Here is a 21,366-nt window from a genome sequence, read left to right as displayed (position 1 = left end):
GGCCTACCCGCCCTCGATGGGCGGAATGGGTTGTGCCGGACGTTCTACTTGCCCGATATGAATGCGTAGGACAGCGAGCCCGTCGATACCGACGGCGAGGAGATCTCCGACCCAGCAAAGGTTCCGGACCGCCGCACCGACGTGGAGGATCATTGCCGCCGATCCATCGGGCTCGCCGTCGGTGAGATCCCATAGCCGTATCGTTCCTTCGCTGTCTGCGGAGGCAAGGACGGTGCGGCCGTCGGTGCGCCGGACCGCCGCCAGCACTGTCCGATCGGAATGCCCGATGAGTGGTTGTCCATAAGGTTCACCGGTGGTCGGGTCCCACAACCGGACAGTTCCTCCATTGCGGTCCGCCGTGGCCAGAAGTGATCGACCGTGCGCCAGCGGGACCTCCGCCAAGGCGCTCGCCACAATGGTTTGGGTCAGTTGAACCTCGTCTGGCCGACCGGTGGCGGCATCCCAGAGCCGTACTGGTGTTTCTACTCCGACTACGGCGAGCAGGGCTTTGCCCTCGGGAAGGTGAATGGGCGCAAGTGCCTCGACGCGAGAGTCGGAATCCTCATCGGCATCGAACTCCGTGTGCAGGAGCGTGGTTTCGGGATCCCACAGTTGCACTTGGCCCGCCTCGTGGGCAGTGACGAGCATGGGTCGGCCACCGCGAACACGGAGTGTGGTCATCGCGCTTATGTATGGGGGTTGGTCATACGGGCCGGAGTTCTCATCAGGATTGGAATTGATCGTTCGTCTGAGGGCTTCGCCGGAAGTCACGTTCCATATTTGCGGATGCGGATTGCCAGCCGTGAGAAACATCAGGTAGGACATCCCGTCGCCGGGTATGAACGAAACCAAGGCGCGTGCGGCCGCACGGCAGGGAATCGGCTGTCCGACAGGAATCCCCGCGGCGGGATCCCACAGCCGCACGGTTTTGTCCTTGCTCGCTGAGGCGAGCAGGACTCGACCGTCCGATAGGCGGACTTCCGCCAGGTCCAGGACACGGCCCGTGTGACCGGTCAGCCGTCGACCGTGTGGTCGGCACGTGTAGGGGTCCCACAGTCGAACGGCGCTACCCGCACCCGCAGTTGCCAGGAGGGGGCGACCGTCGGGGAGGTGGATGGTGGTAATCGTGTGCGCCCATCGTGTGCCACCGCTGAAGATTCGCCCGCGGGGTTCTCCGGTCTCGGGATCCCAGAACTGAACGCGATCGCCGAACGCGCCTGCGAGCAGCGTCGGCGCTCCTGGCGTGGTGATCAGCGCCAAGTCCGTGATCGGCCGGGAATAGCGATTGCCGGATGGCCAGGAATACGCCGCCGTGGTATCTGCTGGAGTGGGTTTGTCGTAGATCGTCAGAGAACGTTGATGGAGTTCTCCGGTTGCGAAGTCCCATACGTGCACTCGGTCGTCGATTGCGGCGGCGAGGAGGATGCGCCCGTCGGAAAGGTGGACTGCGACAAGTGCTTTCGCGTTGCCGTGATACCTGATCGGAGGGGAATTGTAGGGTTCTCCGCTGGTGGGGTCCCAGACCTGCACACCGTTGTTGACTGTGGCTGCCAACAGTGTCGTGCCGTCCGGGAGATTGATGGTTGCGAATGTCGTTTCCCTATGTTCATCAAGGGGAAGAGGTTGTCCATATGGCAGGCCCGTGTCGGCATCCCCACGTTGATCGAGGGGAAGAGGTTGTCCATATGGCAGGCCCGTGTCGGCATCCCACAGCCGAAGCTTGCGGCGGGCACCTCGAGTCTGAAATCTGCTATCGAAATAGGCGCCGGCGAGCACGATTCGACCGTCTCGGAGAGGGACGACGGCCAGCGCCATCGCCGAATCGTCCTTGTGTCCAGTAATCGGTTCAGGTCTCAATTGCTCGGTGACGGGATCCCAGAACTGCACACCCCTGACGCCTGCGATGGCGAGCAGAGAGCGGTCGTTCGGGGTCGCCACCGTGGCCAACGCTTGTACCGCCAAGTGGTCGGCTATCGGGCCGGGATGGTCACCCCGCTCGAGATCCCACAGTCGCACAGTGTCCTCAGCTCCGGATGCGAGCACGGTTCGACCATGTGGCAAGCGGATTTCGGCCAAGGCAGTGATGCCGCGACCGCTGGTTACGCCGTTCGCGGCCTTGGCGGTGCTGGGATCCCAGAGCCGTACCGTTCCTTTGGTATCTCCGGAGGCGAGCAGCGTTCTGCCATCCCGAAGCGGCACTGCGACAAGCACTTGCACCTGTTCGGTGTGGCCCGTCAGGGTTTGACCGTGCGCCTGTCCGGAGACCAGGTCCAGCAGTTGCACATCGTTGTCGTTGCCTATGTGTGCCAGCAGGGCACGTCCATCCGGCAGTGTGACGACCGCGATGTCATTGGTCCAACGTGTCGACACGGCGATGGGTTGACCGTGCGCGAGTCCGGTCGAAGGGTCCCACAGGTCGACCGTGCCGCCGGTGCCCGCGACAGCAAGCAGCGGTTGCCCATTCGGAAAGGGGATTTCGGCCAACTGTTGCACCCAGCCTTTATGGAAAACCACCGCTCGGCCGGATCGACGGCCTGCAGTCAGATCCCACAGTCGCACCTTCTTGTCTCGGCCTCCGGAAGCAAGCAGCACACGCCGATACGGGAGCGTGACCGTAGTCAATGCGAGGACCCTGTCGGTATGTCCGCGCAACCGCCGGCCGCGAAATCGCGGCGTATGGAGTTCCCATAGCCACACGGAGCGGCCGTAAAGGGTGGTCGCCACGAAGACACGACCGTCGTTCGACTCGAATACCACCATGGACTGCGGCGGATACCGGTACCCATTTCGCTTACGATCCGATCGCCGGATATCCCTACGCTGCCACCATGACAACTGCCTCGGCGGCTCGTACGCACACCCGGCGACGGGATCCCATACACGCACGGTTTCGTCGACACCCGCGGAGAGGAGCAGCGATCGCCCGTCGCGCAATGTGATTGACGCCAGCGCGTCTACCGAGCCGATGTGGCCGACCAGAGGTTGCCCATGTGGACGACCGGTAGCAGCGTCCCACAACCGTATCGTCCCCTCAGCGTCTGCCGAAGCGAGGAGAGTCCGCTCCTTGGTAGCGACAACCGCCAAGGCGCGCACGATGCCGTAGTGCCCGGCGAGCCGCTGCCCTTGCGGTTGTCCCGATTCGAGGTCCCACAACCACACCTCGCTGCCCGCAGCGGCCAGGATCGTGCGGCCATCCCGCAGCCTCAGTACCGTCATCGCGCTCACCGTGATGCCGTCGCCGGACAGCACCCGTTGCGCAGGACGGGCGTTCATGACCGCGAAATGCACCGTTGCACCGAAAATCAGCGCCGGGTCGAAGGCATTCGCCTCGGACGCGTGGCTGCCGCGGTGACGAGCCGCGGCAAGTTGAATCGGCACGTGTCGTTCGCGCGGCGACAGCGACTGCAGATGCTGACTGGTCGTCACGATCCCGCTGATTTCCGAGGAGAGGTCGAAGCGGCCGAAGGCGGAGCGCGTGGCGTCGATGGCGAGAGCGTCGGGTTCGAGGCCAACGAGAATCCGGGGGTGGTCGTTCAGGAGCTGCCAGCCGGATCGACCGGCGCTTGCGATGTGTCCGGTCAGCAGCCGGGCCAGGTAGGGATTGAGTGGCCTCCGGCCGCTGACCGCATCCTCCAGACCCCGTTCCGTCTGGTCGATCAAGGAACGTGCGATGGCCGAGTGAACGACACGATCGCGTTCGGTTGGTTCGGTCTCATTGGTGAAATGTTCGGCGAAGGTCCGATGTGCGAGTCGGTACACGGTCTGACCGTGCTCGCGATCTGTGAGTACGTACGCGGCCGCGGCGACGGTCAGATGGTCGACTTCCACAGCCGTAATCGTCACGTCATCGGCCAAAGTGTGGGCGACGGTGGCCCAGATATCGTCCGCGGCAGGCAGACCGCGCCCCCGACTGTAGGCCAGTGCCTGCAACAGCGGGCGGTTCGCGGGATGTTCGGTCTCGAGCCGAGCTACCGCTGTGGCGAACAGGTCGCGGTGTTCGCCCGCGAGCAGTCGCTGCCATCCGGTCGGTGTGCGCGCACCCGGGTCGGCGAGGAGTTCGTGCACGACTAAGCGCGCGAAGAGGAAATGCGGGTCGCGAGCGCGTACAGCGTCGGCGAAGGCGTCGATATCCAGCTGTGCGGCTAGTTCGTCGTGCTGCCGCGCGGCCCGAAGCCGCTTGCGCACATATCGGTGCACCGCTGTGGAATCGCGGTCGAGATGCATTGTGGCCCTGGGGTTCGCACCGAGGGCGTCAAGCAGATTTGTATCCGGGGCGGGGCGATCCGGGTCTTCGTAGGTACTGGCCCGTGTGCCCACGAGAATGTGCACGGTGGCGACTTCGGCCAGTACACGCAGTACGCGCTCGGCGATGGTCAGTGGATCGATCGCCTCGTCCAAGGCATCGGTGAGAATCGTGAACTGCTTGTGCTCGTTCAACCGGTCGGCCAGGTGCTTTACCGCCCGATCTATCTCGTACTCCGCGGGGATGGTGACCTCCGCGGATGTGGCGATCCGTGCGATGACGTCCTGGGTCGACGAGCCGGTCAGATGGATCACGGCATCGAACGCGTTGTCGGGTGGCTGATTCGGGAGGGAGCGCTCATCGAGCAGATTCGCACGGCGCAGGGCTGTGCGCAGGGTCGGGTTGGCGTGCACGACCAGTTGTCCGAGGAGCGCCGACTTGCCGCAACCGGCGGCGCCGGTGACGACGAACATTCCCGACGTGGGGTCGTCGAGCCAGGACACGATCCGGCCTGCCTCCACATGGCGGCCCTCGAAGTACCAGGACTGCTCGCCGAGCATGGTCTCCTCGAACGGCATATCCCCGCCGTGTGCCTTCGGCAGGAAATGCCGCAGTTCGTCGGAATCCAGCCCGGCGAGTGCGGCATTGAGCTCGTTGAGCGAATCCAGGTCGATATTGACCAGCACCGCGTGACGTCGCCGAAGCACAATGCCGTCGAGCAAGCGCTTCTGCTCCACCTCCGCATCGGCGTTCTCGAAGTGGCGCGCAAGCTTGTGCAGCGGGATTTCGTAGTCGGCCGCGCATACGGTGTGCAGGCAGAAGCGCAAGGCATCGCTGAACCGACCGAGTTCGGTGGCGCCGTCACCGTTCATTCCGCCGATGAGCAAATAGCTCGGTCTGCCTGGACGCTGGGAGATCTCGCTCTTCAACGACCGCACGAACGACCCCGACTGGCATGCATCGATGACGACGATCATCCACGAGTCAGGCGCCGCGTTCCGTGCGGCGATCGCGTCGGCAATTCGCTGCGGTGAAATCCCCCGTGATCGGACGTGCCTGGGACTGTTGACATGTGCCAACGCCGTATCCCGGTCATCGGACCAACCGTGTCCGACCCAGTAGAGGATGCTGTGCTCGGCACCGGATTCCGACCACTGCTGCAGGCGCGCGTCCACCGCGTCCATGTCGCGCGCTGCCATCGTGACGTCCCAGCCGACGGTGTGGAAGTCGAACTCGGCGAGAATCGTTCCGATAGCCGCCATTTCGTCATCGACGGAGAGTTTTTCGAAGTTCCTGTACCAGCCGATAGCGATCGGGAACAGTTCCGGACCGTCGCTCACCGGTCACCGTCTCCCACGGCCAGCACGAGTTGCGTCACCGCTGATGTCGCACCGCCGGCGACAGCGAAGCGATACAACCCGGGTTCGAAGATCGATGTCACGACGACCAAACGGCCGTCCTGACGCTGGGCATGCGGACCCGCGACGCGCGCACCGGTAGCGGCATCGAACACCGTGGTCCGGATGTCGTTGGGATGCTCGACGCCGGAGACTTCGACCTCGAATTCGGTGCCCACGCGCACCACGTCCGGCGTCGATACGCCGATCTCGCCGCCGCCGAGCCGAGGCCCGAAATCCCGGTGTAGCAGGCGATCGACGACGAACGCGATCGCCTCATCGGTCCGGGCGATCGCGCCGTGCTGCTGTGGGAGTGGCGCCGGTTCGCGATGGTGCGGCGGCACAGCGGAATTGCGCGGTACGGTGCCGTCGCCGAGCCCGCTCAACCGCCGGAGCGTGCCATTGCTGTGGCGGGCGAGTGCACCGTCGGCGTCGACCGCGAACGTATGGAATTGCGGCTCCACGCAACCCGCTTCGAGGGTGAGGCTGCACATCGTGCGCTGCGCGACACCGATCAGCGGGCGGTGCGACGGGAGCGCGACCGCCGCCAACCGGTTCCGCTGCGCGAACGCCGCCGCGGCGAGATCGGTGCTGGCGCCGACTCCACCTATATCGGCAGCGGTCAAACAGCGCGCCGTCGTGCCCTCGTCCACGCACCGGTAGCTCGGTAGCAGGTCGTAGATGCCCGGCATGGTGACCGCGACCTGCTGCATCCCTTGCGCGCGCAATGGCGAGCCCTGTCCGGTCGCGAGCAGCAGGGCGGCTTTCGCTGCTCCTTCGAACGGGGTGCCCAAGGTGATGACAGATCCCACGTGGTCGGTCGCGCCCGGAATCGCCGCCAAGGCCCGGCAGAGCAGCCCGCCCATGGAGTGGGCCACCAAGTGGACTTGCGCGTCCGGACGATCGGATTGCGCGCGCCAGGCCGAAAGATGTCGGTCGATCGCTTCCGCCAGCAAACGGGCGTTGTCGACGACCGGGCGTCGCCAGTCGTATCCGAACTCCGTTACGGCACTGGGATGTCGTACGACACTGCGCAGCTTTGTGACCAGGCGACTATAGGGTTCGATCCCGGCCAGTACCGGTGCGAACGAGGGAAGCCGGAGCAATCGGCCGGGCACGACGGTGTTGTTCTCCGGATCGAACCCCAGTGGTTTCAGGTGCCGGGCCGGAGCCGTCCACAAGCGCGCCAGCAGCGCTGGGCTCATGCCCCACAGCAGTTTTCCCGTCGCGGCATCGATCAACTCCGTGCCCATGATGCCCGGAATCACGACGACGGCATCATCGGTCACACGGTTTGTCACCTTCGATGGCTCGCGTGGATCGAACTGCTTCCACGAGTGTTCATCGGTCGTGATCGACACCGCGTCGGGAAACTCCCACCCGTCCGACATATCCACATGATCGCGCAAAAGCACAGTCCGCGTTACCAGTTGCGGATGTGCGATATCAGCTCTACTGGAAGTAGCGGTGCACCATCTGGGCGATGCAGACGGGCTTGTCGGCGCCTTCGCGTTCCATGACCGCATCGACGGTGACTTGGACCGCGCCGTCACCGAGGTCGGTGGCGTCGGCGAGGGTGGCGGTGAGGCGGACCTTGGCGCCCGCGGGGACGGGGGCCGGGAACCGGACCTTGTTGAGGCCGTAATTGATTGCCATGCCGCGGTTTTCGATAACGAGTATTTCGGACCAGAGCGGAATGAGCAGCGACAGGGTCAGATAGCCGTGGGCGATGGTGCCGCCGAACGGGCCGGTCTTCGCGCGTTCGACATCGACGTGGATCCACTGCCCGTCGTGAGTGGCCTCGGCGAACATGTCGATATCGCGCTGCGGGATCTCGAGCCAGTCGCTGCTGCCGAGTTCGGTGCCGATGAGGTCGAGTAGGTCGGTGGGTTTGTCGACGGTGGTCGCCATGTGGCGCGCTCCTTCGGTTGTTGTGTATTTACGGTGTCAGCCCACGCAGTGGCGAGCGTCGTCGCGGAGCAGCAGACGCTGGAGCTTGCCGAGGGCGTTGCGGGGCAGCTGCTCGCGGAAGATGAAATATTTCGGGATTTTGTATCGGGCGAGATTCGCTTCGAGATGGGTGCGAATCGCGTCTTCATCGATTTCGTGACCGGCGCGGACGACGATGAACGCCAATCCGACCTCACCCCATCGTTCGTCCGGAACGGCGACCACGGCGCAGTCGCAGACGCTGTCCAAGCGGGAGATGGCCGCCTCGACCTCGGCGGGGTAGATGTTCTCGCCGCCAGAGATGATCATGTCTTTGACGCGGTCGACGATGTGCGCCCAGCCGTCATGGTCGATGCGGACGATATCGCCGGTGCGGAACCAGCCGTCGATGAACGCCTGTTCGGTGGCGTCGGGTCGATTCCAGTATCCGGCAAAGACGTTGGGGCCCTTGACGAGTAGTTCGCCCTGGCCGGGTCCTTCGATGATCTCGCCGGTCGGGGTGAGCAGCGCGACGTCGGTGAAGAAGTGCGGAACACCCGCGGATACCGGATGTGCGTCGGCGCCGTGGCGCAGTGCCATGAGCACGCCGGGTGCCGCCTCGGTCATGCCGTAGCCCTGTAGGGCCTGGATGCCGCGGGCCAGCCACGCCTTGGCCACGGCTTCGAGGACGGGGGAGCCGCCGAAGGCGACGCAGCGAACGCTGGACAGATCGGTGGTCTCCCACTCCGGCGCCTCGCACAGCATTTTCAGCATGGTCGGGGCAAGCGGGAAAACCGTGGCGCGCCTGCGCTCGATGGTGGCCAGGAACTCGCCGGGATCGAATTTCGGTATGACAACGACGGTTCCGCCGGCGTAGAGGGTCGGCAGCGTGATCTGCCCAAGGCCGAGTACGTGGAACAGCGGCGCGGAACACAGGCTGACATCGTCGCGGCCGAGACTGAAGTGGGCGAACTGGTTGAGGGTATTCCAGACGATATTGCCGTGGGTGAGCACGGCACCCTTGGGGCGGCCGGTGGTGCCGGAGGTGTAGAGGATCAATGCGGGATCGTCGAGTCCGACCGCGTGGGCGGGCGGTGTTCGGCTGGTGTGCTCGGTGATCGCGTTCTCGTACTCCTCGCCCAGGTGCAGCGGCCGGGGAGCGGCGGAACTTCGTGCGAGTGCGTCGATACCGGCTTCGGCACCGATGACGAACACAGTCGGGTCGGCATCGTCGAGTAGACCGGCGATCTCCGGCGCAGCCAGCCGAGTGTTGAGTGCCACGAAGATGGCGCCGAGATGCATTGTGGCGAACAGTGTTTCGAAGGTTGCGATGTCGTTGGGTCCGAGGTAGGCGACCCGGTCGCCCGGCCCGACGCCGAAATCGGCGAGGGCCGCGGCGAGGGTGTCCACGCGGTCGGCGAGGGTGGCGTAGTCGACGCGCCGGTCCTGTTGGATCAGCGCGATGGCGTCGGGCTCCATCCGGGACCTCCGACGCGGCCACGAGCCGACTCCCTGGTCCATCATGTCGTCCTCAATCCCAATGCGGTGATGGCGTTTTCACGCAGGATCAGGGGACGGACCTCGTCCTTGATATCGAGTTGTTCGAAGTCCTTCATCCACCGATCCGGGGAAATGAGTGGAAAGTCCGAGCCGAACAACACCTTTCGTTTGAGCAGGCTGTTGGCGTACTTGACCAGTTGCGGCGGAAAGTATTTCGGCGACCACCCGGACAGATCGATATAGACGTTGGGTTTGTGCGTGGCCACGGCCAGCGCTTCGTCCTGCCAGGGAAACGACGGATGGGCGATGATGATCGTCAGATCCGGAAAGTCGACTGCCACATCGTCGAGCAGCATCGGGTTGGAGTATTTGAGCCGGATGCCGCCGCCACCGGGGAGTCCCGATCCGATTCCGGTCTGACCGGAGTGGAACAGGGCGGGCACCCCGAGTTCGCTGATGGTCTCGTAGAGCGGGTAGACGGCACGATCGTCGGGCCGGAAAGCCTGCACGCTCGGATGGAATTTGAAGCCGCGGACCCCGTACTCGACGACCAGTCGCCGGGCTTCGGCCAGTCCCGCCCTTCCTCTGGCCGGATCGATACTGGCGAACGGGATGAGGACGTCGCTGTGCGCGGCGGCCGCGGTTGCGATGTCTTCATTGCTGATCCGCCGATGGCCGAGCGCGGCTTCGGCGTCGACGGTGAATACGACCGCGGCCATGTGGCGTTCCCGGTAGTAAGCGGCCATCTCGTCGATGGTCGGCGGGCCGGATTCGGCGCCGAAGTAGGCGTCGGCGCCTGCCCGGAGCTGGTCCGGTAGCGAAAAGTGGCCGCAGCCATCGGTTTCGGCGTGCGTGTGCACGTCGATCGCGACGAGTTGGTCCAGGTCCAGACTCATGACAGCTGCTGCGCGGTGGTCGGGATCTTGGGCAGCGGAATGCCGTAGGTTTCGAGCTGCTCACCGATCGAGGAGTCGAACGCCTCGGCGATCGCGTCGGCGGTCCAGCCGCCGTCGAGGAAGGCGCTGCGGACTTCGCTCGGATGCGACCAGAGCGACAACCGGTCACCGCCGATGCCGATGCATTGGCCGGTGATATCGGCGGACGCGTCGGAGGCCAGGAAAACCACCAGTCCGGCGACATCCTCGGGGGTGCCGAACGAGGCCGCGCGGCGCACCACCGAGGGGATCGGCTCACCGTTCTTCATTCCCTCCACGTAGGGGGCGAGGAAGGGAATGGTCTCGGTCATCGCGGTCGCCGCGTTGGGGATGATCGCATTGACCGTGACTCCGGCCTTCGCGCATTCCATCGCCCACGTGCGCGCCATCGCCGCGATACCGGCTTTGGCTGCCGCATAGTTGGTTTGACCGAAATTGCCGCGCTGCCCGGCGGGGGATCCGGCGAGCACGACCCGCCCGCCGTGACCGGCCTGACGGAAGTGTTTGACCGCTTCCCGAACGCAGGTGAAGGTGCCGCGCAGATGGACGTGGATGACGGCGTCGAAGTCGTCGTCGGACATGTTCCACAGCACCTTGTCGCGCAGGATGCCCGCATTGGTCACCATCGCATCCAGTCGCCCGAAAGCGTCGACGGCCGTCGCGACCAGTGTCTGCGCAGCCTCGGTGGTGCCGACGGCGACCGGTACCGCGAGTGCCCGACCACCGGTCTCGGCGATTTCCGCGGCGGCCTTCTCGGCACGGTCGGCGGCCACATCGTTGACCACGACCGACGCGCCGGCGGCGGCCAAAGCCTTGGCGTAGGCCAGGCCGAGACCTTGGCCGCTGCCGGTGACGATGGCGACTTTGCCGGTGAGATCCATATGCGATGTTCCTTTCGAAAGAGGGTTCAGAAGATGAGGACGGGTTTGATCGCCTTGCCCGAGGTCATATCCGCGACGGCCTGGCCGATATCGTCGAATCGGTACCGGGTGATCAGTTTGTCGATCGGGAGCCGCCCGCTCTGCATCAGCGAGACCAAAGCCGGTATGGCGGCGCGGGTTTCATGATCGCCCAGGGTGAGTCCGACGACCTTGCGGCCCGGCAGCATCGCGTTGACGTCGAGCGCCACCTCGGCGCCGAACGGTGGTGCGCCGACCACGACCAGCGTGCCGCGCGCGGCGAGGACATCCGCGCCGGTGCGCAGCACGGCGGTGCTGCCGGTGGTTTCCACGACGGCGTCGGCGCCACCGGTGATTTCGGTGATCGCGGTGGCGACATCGGTCGTCGTCGCATCGATGATGTGCGTGGCGCCGAGTTCCCAGGCCAGTTCGAGACGTTCGGCGATCTTGTCGACGGCGATGATCGTCGTGGCCGGTGACAGCGTGGCCGCCATGATCGCGGACAATCCGACCGCACCGGCGCCGAGTACGACCACGCTCGATCCCGGGCGCGGCTGTACGACATTCCAGATCGCGCCGACACCGGTCTGGACTCCGCACCCGAGCGGGGCAATCGATTCCAGCGGCACAGCGGGGTCGACGACGATCATGCTGCGCTCGTCGACCAGCGCGAGTCGGCTGAACGACGACTGCCCGAAAAAGTGCCCGCCCAAGGGTGCACTATCGCGCGTGATGGTGTGGCTGTCATCGGCTCGCGCACCGCCGATCAGGTTGAGCGGCAACCAGGTTGCGCAATAGGCCGGGTGGCCGTCGCGGCAGTTCGCGCACGCTCCGCACGAGGTGAACGACAGCAGGACGTGATCACCGGGTACGACACCGGTGACTTCGGATCCGACACGTTCGACGATGCCCGCACCTTCGTGGCCGAGGACGCCGGGCAGCGGGAACGGCAGTCCGCCACTGGCGACACCGAGGTCGGTGTGGCAGACACCGGCCGCGACCATGCGCACGATCGCCTCGTGCGGTCGTGGTTCATCGAGTTCGATCGGGGACAGGGTGAAGGGTGCGCCGCCGGATTCGACGACGGCTGCCCATGTGGAGGTGGTCATGGTAGATGTCCTTGCGGCTTCAATCGAGTGCGATGACAACGGATTTGACCTTGGTGTAGGACGCGAGGGCCTCGGGTCCGTATTCACGTCCGAAGCCGGAGTCCTTGACACCGCCGAACGGCATGGCCGGGTCGAGCATCGCCCAGTCGTTGACCCAGACGATTCCGGCCTGCAATTTGTCGGCGACGCGGTGCGCGCGGGCGAGATCGGTGGTGTGCAGGCCGGACGCGAGTCCGTAGCGCGTGCCGTTGGCCAGCGCGATCGCTTCGTCCTCGGTATCGAAGGCCTGCACCGTGAGCACCGGTCCGAAGATCTCCTCCTGCACGGCGCGGGAGTCGTCGGCGAGGTCCGCGATCACGGTGGGCTGGTAGTAATAGCCGCCGTCCAGATCCAGGCGTTCGCCACCGCACACCACCCGGCCGCCCTCCCGGCGGGCCAGCGCGACATATTCTTCGACCTTCGCGACGTGCCGTTGCGCGGCCATCGGTCCGACCACGGTCGCCGGATCGCGCGGGTCGCCGACGCGTACGCCTGCGACCGCTTCGGCGAGGATGCCGATGACGGTCTCGTAGAGCGGCCGCGCAACCAGCAGCCGGGGACCGCCCATGCAGAACTGCCCGGTATTGAAGACGAAACCCTTGATGATCGCGCCAATGGCCTTCTCTACATCGGCGTCGGCGAACACGATCTGCGCGGCATTGCCGCCGAGTTCCATGGTCACCGGCTTCAACGCCGCACCGGCCACGCTCGCCGCTCGCCGGCCGATCTCGGTCGATCCGGTGAATGCGATCTTGTCCACGCCCGGATGCTCGAGCAGCGCCGCACCCACCACCGGCCCGGAGCCGGTGACGACGTTGACCACACCCGGCGGCACGCCGGCCCGTTCGAACAGCGTCGCCATGAACAACGCGCTGAGCGGCGTTTCCTCGGCGGGCTTGTGGACGACGACATTGCCCGCGGCGAGCGCGGGCGCGATCTTGGAGCTCGACAGGATCAGCGGAAAGTTGAACGGCGTAATGGCGGCGACCACACCGAGTGGATCCCGGCGGGTATAGGCGAACGCGGGTAGCGGCGTGCGGCGGGTAGTGCCATCGATGGTCTGGGCGAGCGCGGCGCAGTACTCGTACTGTTCGATGGTGGTCGCGACGTCCACCGATCGGCAGAGGGTGACCGGCTTCCCGACGTCGAGGCTTTCCAGCCGGACCAACTCGTCGGCGTTCTCGCGCACCAGCTCGGCGATCCGGAGCAGGATGCGTGCTCGTTCCCGACCGCTGCGGCCGCCCCATTCGGCACCGGTGAATGCCGCGCGTGCGGCCGCGACCGCGTCGTCGACGTCGGTGCGGTCGGCCTCGGCGACAGTGCCGATTACCCGACCGGTCGAGGGGTCCACCACATCGCTGCGGCCACCCGATGCGGAGTTCCGCCATTTACCGTCGATGTACAGCTGTCCGTCGACGTTGTCGTTCGTGCTCATGCTTGCTCGGTCCCGTCCCGACGATTCCGGCCGCTCTGCCGAGATGCGTCTGCTCTCATCAACAGGAAACCTGATGGTTTTAGTGATGTCAGCCACTATTCGCCACTGACAGGATTCCTGTCAATGGTCTATTCTCGATTTCGCCGAACATCCCGGTTCGGCGCCCGCGACGAGGTGAGGAGAGTGCTGGTGACGATCTCGGAGGCGAAGCCGACCGCAAGCCGACTGCCCCGTAGTCAGACCTCGCTGCTGTACGCGGTCAAAAGGGTCGAGCTGGCGGTGCGGGCGCGCCTGGACGAGCTGCTGCGCCCGATCGGGATCACCACATTGCAGTACACCGCGCTGACCGTACTCGAACGGCACGACGGCTTACCGGCCGCGCAGCTGGCGCGGGATTCGTTCGTCACGGCACAGTCCGTCGCCGATGTGGTCCGCGCGCTGGAGACTCGCGGACTCATTGCGCGCGAACGCAACTCACGCAACCGGCGCGAGCTGCTGATCCATCTCACCGAGGCGGGGCGGCGGTTGCTCGCCGATGTCGCCGCCGCGGTCGACGCGGTGGAACAGCAGATGATCAGTGGTATGACGGCCGAGCAGGCCGATGATTTCCGCTCGGCGCTGGTCCGAGCCTGGCATGCGCTGTCCTGACAGGCTTCGGCGATGACCCAGTCGTCGGTCCTGGCCCGCGCACTGGTGGTGCTGGAGGCGTTCGACAACGCCCATCCGGTGTTGAAGCTGTCGGAGTTGGCCGAGCGCACCGGTCTGCCGCAGACCACGGTCTATCGCCACGTTGTCGATCTCGTGCAGTGGGGTGCGCTGGATCGGGCCGCCAGCGGCGGGTACCAGATCGGTCTGCGCATGGTGGAGATCGCCTCCTACTGCCCGCGCGCCAGGCCCATCCGTGATGTCGCGCTGCCGTTCATGGAGGACCTGTACGAGGCGACGCACCAGAACGTGCAGCTGGCGGTCCGCGACGGCACCGAAGTGGTCTATGTCGAATTCCTCGCCGGCCGCGACGCCGTGTTCGTGCGCACCCGAGTGGGTGCGCGCTGGCCGATGCACGCAACCGGCGTCGGGCTGGCCATCCTGGCCTACGCCCCCGCCGAGCTCGTGGACAAGATTGCCGACCGGCCGCTGGCGGTATTCACCACGAAGACGATCAGCACGCCCGAGGTGCTGCGGCGGGCACTGGCCGAGGTGCGCCGCACCGGGGTCGCGATCAGCGACGGACAGGTGACCCTCGACGGATATTCCGTCGCCGCACCGATTTTCGGTTCGGACGGTCAGGTCGCGGCGGCGCTGTCGATCGTTGTACCGGCCGGGGACTCCCGCCGGGCCATGTGGGCTCCGGCGGTGCGCACCGCGGCCCACGGCATCACCAGGCAGTTGGGTGGCGGGCGCTGACTTCCGTTCGACGGAAGTGTGTCTTGGCTCACGCATCGGCGGCCCACACGATGGACCGCACCGCCCACGTTTCAGGAGCATTCCCATGAGCCCGACAACCGCAATTGCCCGCAACCAGTGGTATGTGGCCGCCTACAGCCAGGAGATCGGCCGCGACCTGTTCGCGCGGACCATCTGCAACGAGCCACTGGTGTTCTACCGGACCGAGGACGGCGCGGTGGCGGCACTGTCGGACCGCTGCATCCACCGCCGCTACCCGCTGTCGGAGTCGCGGCTGGTCGGTGATCGTGTCGTCTGCGGCTACCACGGCTTCACCTACGACCACACCGGCGCCTGTGTCGCCGTACCCGCGCAGACCCGCATTCCCCGCAGTGCCCGTGTCGCCTCTTACCGTGTGGTGGAACAGGATTCGTTCGTCTGGGTGTGGATCGGCGACCACGAGTCGGCCGACCCGGCCGCGATCCCGCGTGCACCGTGGCTGGTGCAGGACGGCTGGACCACTATTCGCGGCCTGGAGACCATCCGGGCCAGGCATGCGCTGCTGATGGACAATCTGATGGACCTGTCCCACGAAACCTATTTGCACGGCGGCTACATCGGCACCCCGGAGGTCGCGCAGACGCCGATCACCACCGAGGTCGACCAGGCAGCCGGTGTCGTGCGAGTGAGCAGGCATATGGACGATGCCGAATGCCCGCCGTTCTATGCCAATTCGACCGGTATCACCGGGCGTATCACCCGCTGGCAGGACATCGAGTTCCAGCCCCCGTGCCTGTACCGGCTGCACAGTCGCGTCGCGCCGCAGGGCACCTATCCACCCGATGGCTACCTGCCCGGACGCGGTGCCGACACTGATCCCGGCGCGTTCCACACCGAAATCGTGTACGCCCTCACTCCGGAAACCGAGCATTCGGTACACGACTTCTGGATGGTGGCAAGGGATTTCGCGATCGACGACCAGGCCGTGACCGACTACCTGCACAAGAGCAATCACACCGTGGTCATGCAGGACGTGGTGGCGCTGAACCTGGTCGAGGAGGTCATCGCCGCCGAGGAACGCGCCGGGGGCACCTACCAGGAGCTGTCGATCAATATCGACACCGGCGCGCTGGCGGCACGTCGGTTGATCGCCGAGCTCACCCGGACCGAAGCGACCCGAGCATGACCGCGGCTGCCTGCCACCGCGTGCAGTGGTTTCCGGGCACCGATCAGCTGCTCGGCCGATGCCATTGCGGCGCAACCCGGATCGCCGATGACCCGATCGAGATCTGGCAATGGTTGCTCGCCCACCCGGACGGTCACCACGATGGCGCGCCCGATCCGCGGCCCGCGCCCCTGATCGGAGTCGGAACATGACCACCGAACCGGAATTCACCGTCACCGTCACCGACCGCCGCGCCCTCGCCGACGGCATCGTCGAACTCACCCTCGCCGTGACCGACGGACACACTCCGAAATGGCAGCCGGGCGCCCACATCGACCTGATCCTGCGCCCGGACCTGGTGCGCCAGTATTCGCTGTGCGGCGATCCCGACGCCCACGACCGATTGACGGTCGCGGTCCTGCGTGAGGTGAGCAGCCGTGGTGGATCGGCCTACGTCCACGACCGACTGACAGTGGGCGAGCCTCTGCGAATCCGAGGTCCCCGCAACAACTTCCCGCTCCGGGACGCGCAAAGCTATCTGTTCATCGCCGGTGGCGTCGGCATCACACCGCTGCTGCCGATGATCCGCACCGTCGCGGGTCGCGGCGGTGAGTGGAGCCTGCACTACGGCGGTCGCAGCCGCGCGAGCATGGCCTACGTATCCGAACTGTCGGCGCTCGGGCCGATCGAGGTGCGTCCGCAGAGCGAGACCGGTCCGCTCGATCTCGACGCCATCCTCGCCACGCCGGAACCGGGCACGCTGGTGTACTGCTGCGGTCCGGAGTCGCTGCTGGCCGCCGTCGAAAGCCGCTGCGCCGCAGCCTGGCCCGCCGATGCTTTGCATCTCGAGCGGTTCGCGCCGAAGCCGACCGAAGTGACTGCCGATTCCGCCTTCGAGGTCGAATGCGCGCAATCCGGTGTCACCGTGCACATCCCGGCGAACACCTCCGTCCTCGACGCCATCGAAGAGGCCGGTATCGCGGTCCTGTCCTCCTGCCGCGAAGGCACCTGCGGTACCTGCGAAACCGTTGTCCTGGACGGCATCCCCGACCATCGCGACAGCATCCTCACCGCACAGGACACCGACGTGATGATGATCTGCCGCTCACGCGCCCACACCCCGCGCCTGGTCCTGGATATCTGATCCCCCCATCGAAAGGTTCCCGCTATGCCCGTTGTCCGTATCTCGGATACCGATGTCCACTACTCCGTGTCCGGTGCCGGGCCAGGATTGGTCCTCGTCCACGGCACCAGCATGAGTGCCGAATCCAATTTCGGACATCTCATCTCCGAGTTCACCGACCGCCACACCGTTGTCGCACCGAACTATGCGGGCAGCGGCGAAACCACCGCGCCCGACGGCCGACTGACCCTGGATTTGCTTGTCGCGCAGATCATCGCGGCCATCGAAGATACGTCGACCGGCCCGGCCGACCTGGTGGGGTTCTCCCTCGGCGCGGTCGTCGCGGCAGCCGTCGCGGGACGGCGTCCCGACCTGGTGCACCGACTCGTCCTGGTGGCCGGTTGGTCCGTGACGCAGGATCCGCGGCAGCTGCTCACCCTGCACGGCTGGGCGGCCTCATTGGCGGCCGGACCCGAAATGGCCTCCGCATTCGGTCCGTTGCTGGCGTTCAGCCCGGCCTTCCTGAGCGGACTCGGCCATGCGGGTCTGGCGCAATTGCGCGCCACGAAACCCGAACCCGGAACGCTGCGGCAGATCGAGGTGAACCTCGCAGTGGACATCCGGGACGAGCTGGGCCGTATCGCCGCACCGACATTGGTGATCGGCTGCACCCAGGACCAGCTGGTGCCGGTCGCCCACGCCCGTGATCTGCACGCCGCGATCCCGAACAGTCGATACGCCGAAATCGACAGCGGCCATGTGGTGTTCTTCGAGAAGCCCGCCGAACTCGTATCGCTTGTGCGGGGTTTCCTGCACCCGGCCAGCTGACTGGACAGGCCCTCTGGGGTGACCAGGGGCCTGTATCGGATCAGCCTGCGACCGCCTTGATTTCGGGTTTATCGGAGTCGGCGAGAGCGAAGCGGCGACCGCCCGCGGTCTTCGCCGAGTACATCGCGCGATCGGCGCGACGCAGCAGATCGGTGAAATCGCAGGAGTCGCCCGGCGGACAGTATGCGGTGCCGACACTGGCCGAAACCGGCACCGGACCGGCCGTCGACCACACCGGATCCCGCAGCGCGGCCACGATCCGATGCGCGATTTCGCCGAGCGTGTTGTGCAGCGGGTTGGTGGCGAGCACGAATTCGTCACCGCCGTAGCGGCAGATGACCGTATCCGGCGGGCAGATCTCGCGCAGCCTGCGGGCCAGCTCGACGAGCACCTCGTCGCCGACGGCATGTCCGTAGTTGTCGTTGATCTGTTTGAACCGGTCCAGGTCGATCAGCAGCAGACCGACGCCGCGGTTCGGATCGGCCGCCATCAGCCGCACCTTGTCCTGCAGCAGCGTCCGGTTGGCCAGATCGGTGAGCGCGTCATGGGTGGCCTCGTGCCGCAGCCGATGCTGTAGCGCGGCGATCTCCTGTACCCGCAACGACACCGCGGCCGAAATGTGTTGCTCCTGCTGGGCCAGCGCCCGCTCCTGCAGCGCCTGGGCATAGCTGTCGATGGCCTGACTGGCCACCAGCGGCCAGCGCGTGGCGACCAGCGACCCGGGCGCCCCCGCCGGGAAGCCGAGCAGCCAGCGGGTGGCCTGGGCCAGCATTCTGGTCCGTTCGAACGGCGCCTCGACCAGCCGCGCCCCCAAGTTCCGCGCCTCGGGCACCGGGAAGGGCTCGGACCTGGCCAGCAACAGCAGCCGCTCGATGATTTCGACCAATACCGGCTGCAACTGTTGTGGTGACGCGTGTGATCCCGGTTCCGCGCAGACCGCACGCGCCCACGCGCCTGCCATCTGCGCTACGGGTGGCTCGATATCCGCAGACATCGCACTCACCCGCCACGGGTGATGTCGGTACCCGGGTGCCCTGTTCCCATGCAGGTGCCGGCGTCACCCCGATCGTTCCCACTGCTACGCGGTTGTGTCCACCTCGCTTGGTGCACGCTCACCGCCCCCTTTCCAGATACCCCCGTCCGGCAAAAAGGATCCTAGCAAGCCACTCGGCACTGAAAAACGCCGTTTTATAACGAGTTATCGGTCCCTCGCGAATGGCGATCGGGTATGTCATCGCTGTCGCACCGCCGGCGTTACACATCAATTTTGTTCGCCGGAAAGTCGCGGACCGACACGCCGACAGCACGCCGAAAGGGGAGGTTTCCGGCTCACTCACCGGCTCGACTCGATCAGTGATAGCGACCGGCTACTGTTGACGGCTCGGATCGCGGCCGCATCGGCCTCGCTGGACGCTTTGGTGGGGGCTGATTGGCGTATCCGAGGCCCGATTCGGTACAGTCGGTTCGCACACGACATCGTGGCGATCCCATCAGATGTCGTATGCCTGCGGGTGTAGTTCAATGGTAGAACCTCAGCCTTCCAAGCTGATGGTGCGGGTTCGATTCCCGTCACCCGCTCCACGCAGGATTCATCCTCGTCGGCATCGTCTTTCGCCGCGAGGCCACGGGGTGTAGCGCAGCTTGGTAGCGCATCCGCTTTGGGAGCGGAGGGTCGCAGGTTCAAATCCTGTCACCCCGACAGAAGTAGCAAGTGGGGCTCGGGGAGGGATGAGGTGAAGGCGAAAGCTGGTTCGCCGACCGGCGAAGCTGAGGAGGATCGGTAGTCGGAGTGGTTTGCCGGCAACCGCACCCGTGGATAGCCAGCGCTTTGCCCGAGGCCTGTTCCGGTGTCGAGAAACCTCGGCGATGTCGAGCATCGTCGGATTGCGCGGCGGTCCGCTCCCCTAGACGGGGCAGCCGGGAATCTCGTGCGGCGCTTGATGCGTCGCGTCTCGCGCACCGGATTCTCGGCGGTAGCGCACAGCGAGGTGCATGATCTCGAGCAGTGTCGACCACGGTGAGATCGCGGGGTTCGGCCACGGACAGTGATGAATTGTGCTGGGCGCGTAGGCGTGTTCGGGGAGTGTGGCGCTGGTTGGCGGGAGGACCGAGCGCGGCGCGGCCACACACCTAGGTAGTGAACTCGGCTGCTTACGTGGCAGCACCCGATGCCGACACTTCCCCGATCTGGGAATACTGAACCGACGTGCAGACAGTCGCGTGTGCGGGCAGGGAACGGTCGGGGCGGAGGGAGGTGTGATGATTCCGTGGGCGACGGTGGAGACGTTGGCGCCGGGGATCGCTTCGGTGGCTTCGATAGGGGAAACGTCGCGCAATTTCGCCAGTTGCGACCGTGTTGTGCAGCGATTGCTGGCGAAGAGTCCGGCGCTGTACGACACTCTGACGACCCGCGATATCACCGGGATGATCCGCCTGGTGCACCTTCGGGGCGAGGAAATGGATCTGACGATCCCGACTGGTGCCGGGCCGCACAAGCTGATGCTGCGGCCGGTGCTCGGTCCGGCAGGCGACGTGCACGCGGTGCGGTTGTGGCTCGGTCCCGCGGCGGCACCGATTCCCCCATTGCGTCCGGCGGTCGGTCTGATCTGGGAACTCGATACGCAGTTGATCCACCAGCCCGTCGGACTTCGGCGGTTGTGCGGTGTCGAGGACGAAGAGTATGTGCCGCGACGTTCTATTGCCGAACTGTTCCACCGGATTTCGAGATTCGATCGACATGTGGAGGTGCTCGATCTGCTCTACGGTCCGGTGCCGGGGCACAAGCTCCAGTTCGACGTGATCGTGACCAGTGGGTCCGCACGACGAGGGCAATGGCGGATCACCATGCGGGCTCGCGATGACGAACGCACCCGCGGCGCTTGGTTGTTGATCGAAGACGTGACCTCCGACACCATGCCCTCGATGGCGCCGACTCTCGATCACATCGGGCTGCGGGAAGCTCACCGCCGTGCCGGGACGCATTTGGCCATCGTGCAACTCGAGCACGCCACCATCTCCCATTGGCTCACCGAGCCTGCTCCCTGGGTCCGGTGGGACTACCTGTTCCGGCCGGTCGATGTATTCCATCCCGGTGATCGCGCTCGATTGGTCGGCCTCGGCGGCAGGCTCGCATCCGGCGATGCGACGGAAGTTACTGTCCGCACGCTGAACTACGGTGGCGGATACACACCGACAGCATTGTTGCTCTATCCATATCCCGGATACTCGGTCCGCCGCCTCACCATCGCCCAACTCGTCTTCATCGGCGACGACCTCCCGATCGCTCAACCGAGTGAACCTGTCGGCTACGACGAACAACTGTGGCGCTGTCGGTCCAATGTTTCCGCGACCCACCACTTGCCTGTGTGACATTGCCGCCGT

16 protein-coding genes and 2 tRNA genes are annotated in these 21,366 nt (G+C 65.6%); 9 read left to right on the top strand and 9 right to left on the bottom strand.

From position 1 onward, the window contains the following. Window positions 1–3: 3 nt before the first annotated feature. The 8 genes from ACQPYR_RS35450 to ACQPYR_RS35415 all read right to left on the bottom strand — a co-directional run bounded on the left by ACQPYR_RS35450 (window position 4) and on the right by ACQPYR_RS35415 (window position 13,486). Window positions 4–5,583: a hypothetical protein gene (locus ACQPYR_RS35450; RefSeq protein WP_433623371.1), complete on the bottom strand. Its 5,580-nt coding sequence runs from the start codon at window positions 5,581–5,583 to the stop codon at window positions 4–6. Continuing rightward, window positions 5,580–6,929 (bottom strand): alpha/beta fold hydrolase, encoded by a 1,350-nt coding sequence (locus tag ACQPYR_RS35445; RefSeq protein ID WP_433623369.1) that lies wholly within the window; start codon window positions 6,927–6,929, stop codon window positions 5,580–5,582. The genes ACQPYR_RS35450 and ACQPYR_RS35445 overlap by 4 nt, the downstream gene beginning before the upstream one ends. 163 nt (window positions 6,930–7,092) lie before the next feature. After that, complete coding sequence (locus ACQPYR_RS35440; RefSeq protein ID WP_433623367.1) at window positions 7,093–7,551, bottom strand: MaoC family dehydratase; 459 nt, start codon at window positions 7,549–7,551, stop codon at window positions 7,093–7,095. A 36-nt stretch (window positions 7,552–7,587) separates the two neighbouring features. Beyond that, window positions 7,588–9,048, bottom strand: coding sequence for an acyl-CoA synthetase (locus ACQPYR_RS35435; protein ID WP_433623365.1), 1,461 nt, complete (start codon window positions 9,046–9,048; stop codon window positions 7,588–7,590). Window positions 9,049–9,089: 41 nt separating this feature from the next. Next, the gene (locus tag ACQPYR_RS35430; protein ID WP_433623362.1) at window positions 9,090–9,965 is read right to left on the bottom strand and encodes an amidohydrolase family protein; all 876 of its coding nucleotides are present in this window, start codon (window positions 9,963–9,965) and stop codon (window positions 9,090–9,092) included. After that, window positions 9,962–10,885: an SDR family oxidoreductase gene (locus tag ACQPYR_RS35425; RefSeq protein WP_433623360.1), complete on the bottom strand. Its 924-nt coding sequence runs from the start codon at window positions 10,883–10,885 to the stop codon at window positions 9,962–9,964. Before ACQPYR_RS35425 ends, ACQPYR_RS35430 begins: the two co-directional genes overlap by 4 nt. A 26-nt stretch (window positions 10,886–10,911) precedes the next feature. Further along, window positions 10,912–12,012 (bottom strand): NAD(P)-dependent alcohol dehydrogenase, encoded by a 1,101-nt coding sequence (locus ACQPYR_RS35420; protein ID WP_433623358.1) that lies wholly within the window; start codon window positions 12,010–12,012, stop codon window positions 10,912–10,914. Between the two features lie 19 nt (window positions 12,013–12,031). Then, window positions 12,032–13,486 carry an aldehyde dehydrogenase family protein gene (locus ACQPYR_RS35415; protein WP_433623356.1) on the bottom strand — a complete coding sequence of 485 codons (1,455 nt, stop codon included), beginning with the start codon at window positions 13,484–13,486 and terminating at the stop codon, window positions 12,032–12,034. Window positions 13,487–13,675: 189 nt separating this feature from the next. Between ACQPYR_RS35415 and ACQPYR_RS35410 the strand changes: the two genes are divergently transcribed. The 6 genes from ACQPYR_RS35410 (at window position 13,676) to ACQPYR_RS35385 (ending at window position 17,985) form a co-directional block, all read left to right on the top strand. Next, window positions 13,676–14,134, top strand: coding sequence for a MarR family winged helix-turn-helix transcriptional regulator (locus tag ACQPYR_RS35410; RefSeq protein WP_433623354.1), 459 nt, complete (start codon window positions 13,676–13,678; stop codon window positions 14,132–14,134). Between the two features lie 12 nt (window positions 14,135–14,146). Beyond that, the gene (locus ACQPYR_RS35405; RefSeq protein ID WP_433623352.1) at window positions 14,147–14,890 is read left to right on the top strand and encodes an IclR family transcriptional regulator; all 744 of its coding nucleotides are present in this window, start codon (window positions 14,147–14,149) and stop codon (window positions 14,888–14,890) included. Between the two features lie 85 nt (window positions 14,891–14,975). Further along, window positions 14,976–16,055 carry a Rieske 2Fe-2S domain-containing protein gene (locus ACQPYR_RS35400; RefSeq protein ID WP_433623350.1) on the top strand — a complete coding sequence of 360 codons (1,080 nt, stop codon included), beginning with the start codon at window positions 14,976–14,978 and terminating at the stop codon, window positions 16,053–16,055. Beyond that, a complete protein-coding gene (locus tag ACQPYR_RS35395; protein ID WP_433623348.1) occupies window positions 16,052–16,246 on the top strand; it encodes a hypothetical protein in 195 nt (64 codons plus the stop codon). The genes ACQPYR_RS35400 and ACQPYR_RS35395 overlap by 4 nt, the downstream gene beginning before the upstream one ends. Then, entirely contained in the window at window positions 16,243–17,178 is a 936-nt protein-coding gene (locus tag ACQPYR_RS35390; RefSeq protein WP_433623346.1) for a PDR/VanB family oxidoreductase, read from the top strand. The genes ACQPYR_RS35395 and ACQPYR_RS35390 overlap by 4 nt, the downstream gene beginning before the upstream one ends. Before the next feature lie 24 nt (window positions 17,179–17,202). Further along, complete coding sequence (locus ACQPYR_RS35385; protein WP_433623344.1) at window positions 17,203–17,985, top strand: alpha/beta fold hydrolase; 783 nt, start codon at window positions 17,203–17,205, stop codon at window positions 17,983–17,985. Window positions 17,986–18,025: 40 nt separating this feature from the next. Here the strand turns inward: ACQPYR_RS35385 and ACQPYR_RS35380 are convergent, their stop codons facing one another. Continuing rightward, window positions 18,026–18,979, bottom strand: coding sequence for a diguanylate cyclase domain-containing protein (locus ACQPYR_RS35380; RefSeq protein ID WP_433623342.1), 954 nt, complete (start codon window positions 18,977–18,979; stop codon window positions 18,026–18,028). Between the two features lie 513 nt (window positions 18,980–19,492). On the opposite strand from ACQPYR_RS35380, the gene ACQPYR_RS35375 reads away from it, so the two are divergent. The 3 genes from ACQPYR_RS35375 (at window position 19,493) to ACQPYR_RS35365 (ending at window position 21,354) form a co-directional block, all read left to right on the top strand. After that, window positions 19,493–19,566: transfer RNA gene (locus tag ACQPYR_RS35375), tRNA-Gly, on the top strand. Between the two features lie 44 nt (window positions 19,567–19,610). Then, a tRNA-Pro gene (locus ACQPYR_RS35370) sits at window positions 19,611–19,684 on the top strand. 560 nt (window positions 19,685–20,244) lie between these two features. Beyond that, on the top strand, window positions 20,245–21,354 hold the full coding sequence (locus tag ACQPYR_RS35365) for a GAF domain-containing protein (protein ID WP_433635327.1): 1,110 nt from the start codon (window positions 20,245–20,247) through the stop codon (window positions 21,352–21,354). The last annotated feature ends 12 nt before the right edge of the window (window positions 21,355–21,366 follow it).

The sequence above is a fragment of the Nocardia sp. CA-120079 genome (assembly GCF_050955745.1).
Taxonomy (GTDB): Bacteria; Actinomycetota; Actinomycetes; order Mycobacteriales; family Mycobacteriaceae; genus Nocardia.
Note: the sequence above shows the minus strand (reverse complement) of the source record. Positions and strands in the feature narration are given on the sequence as shown.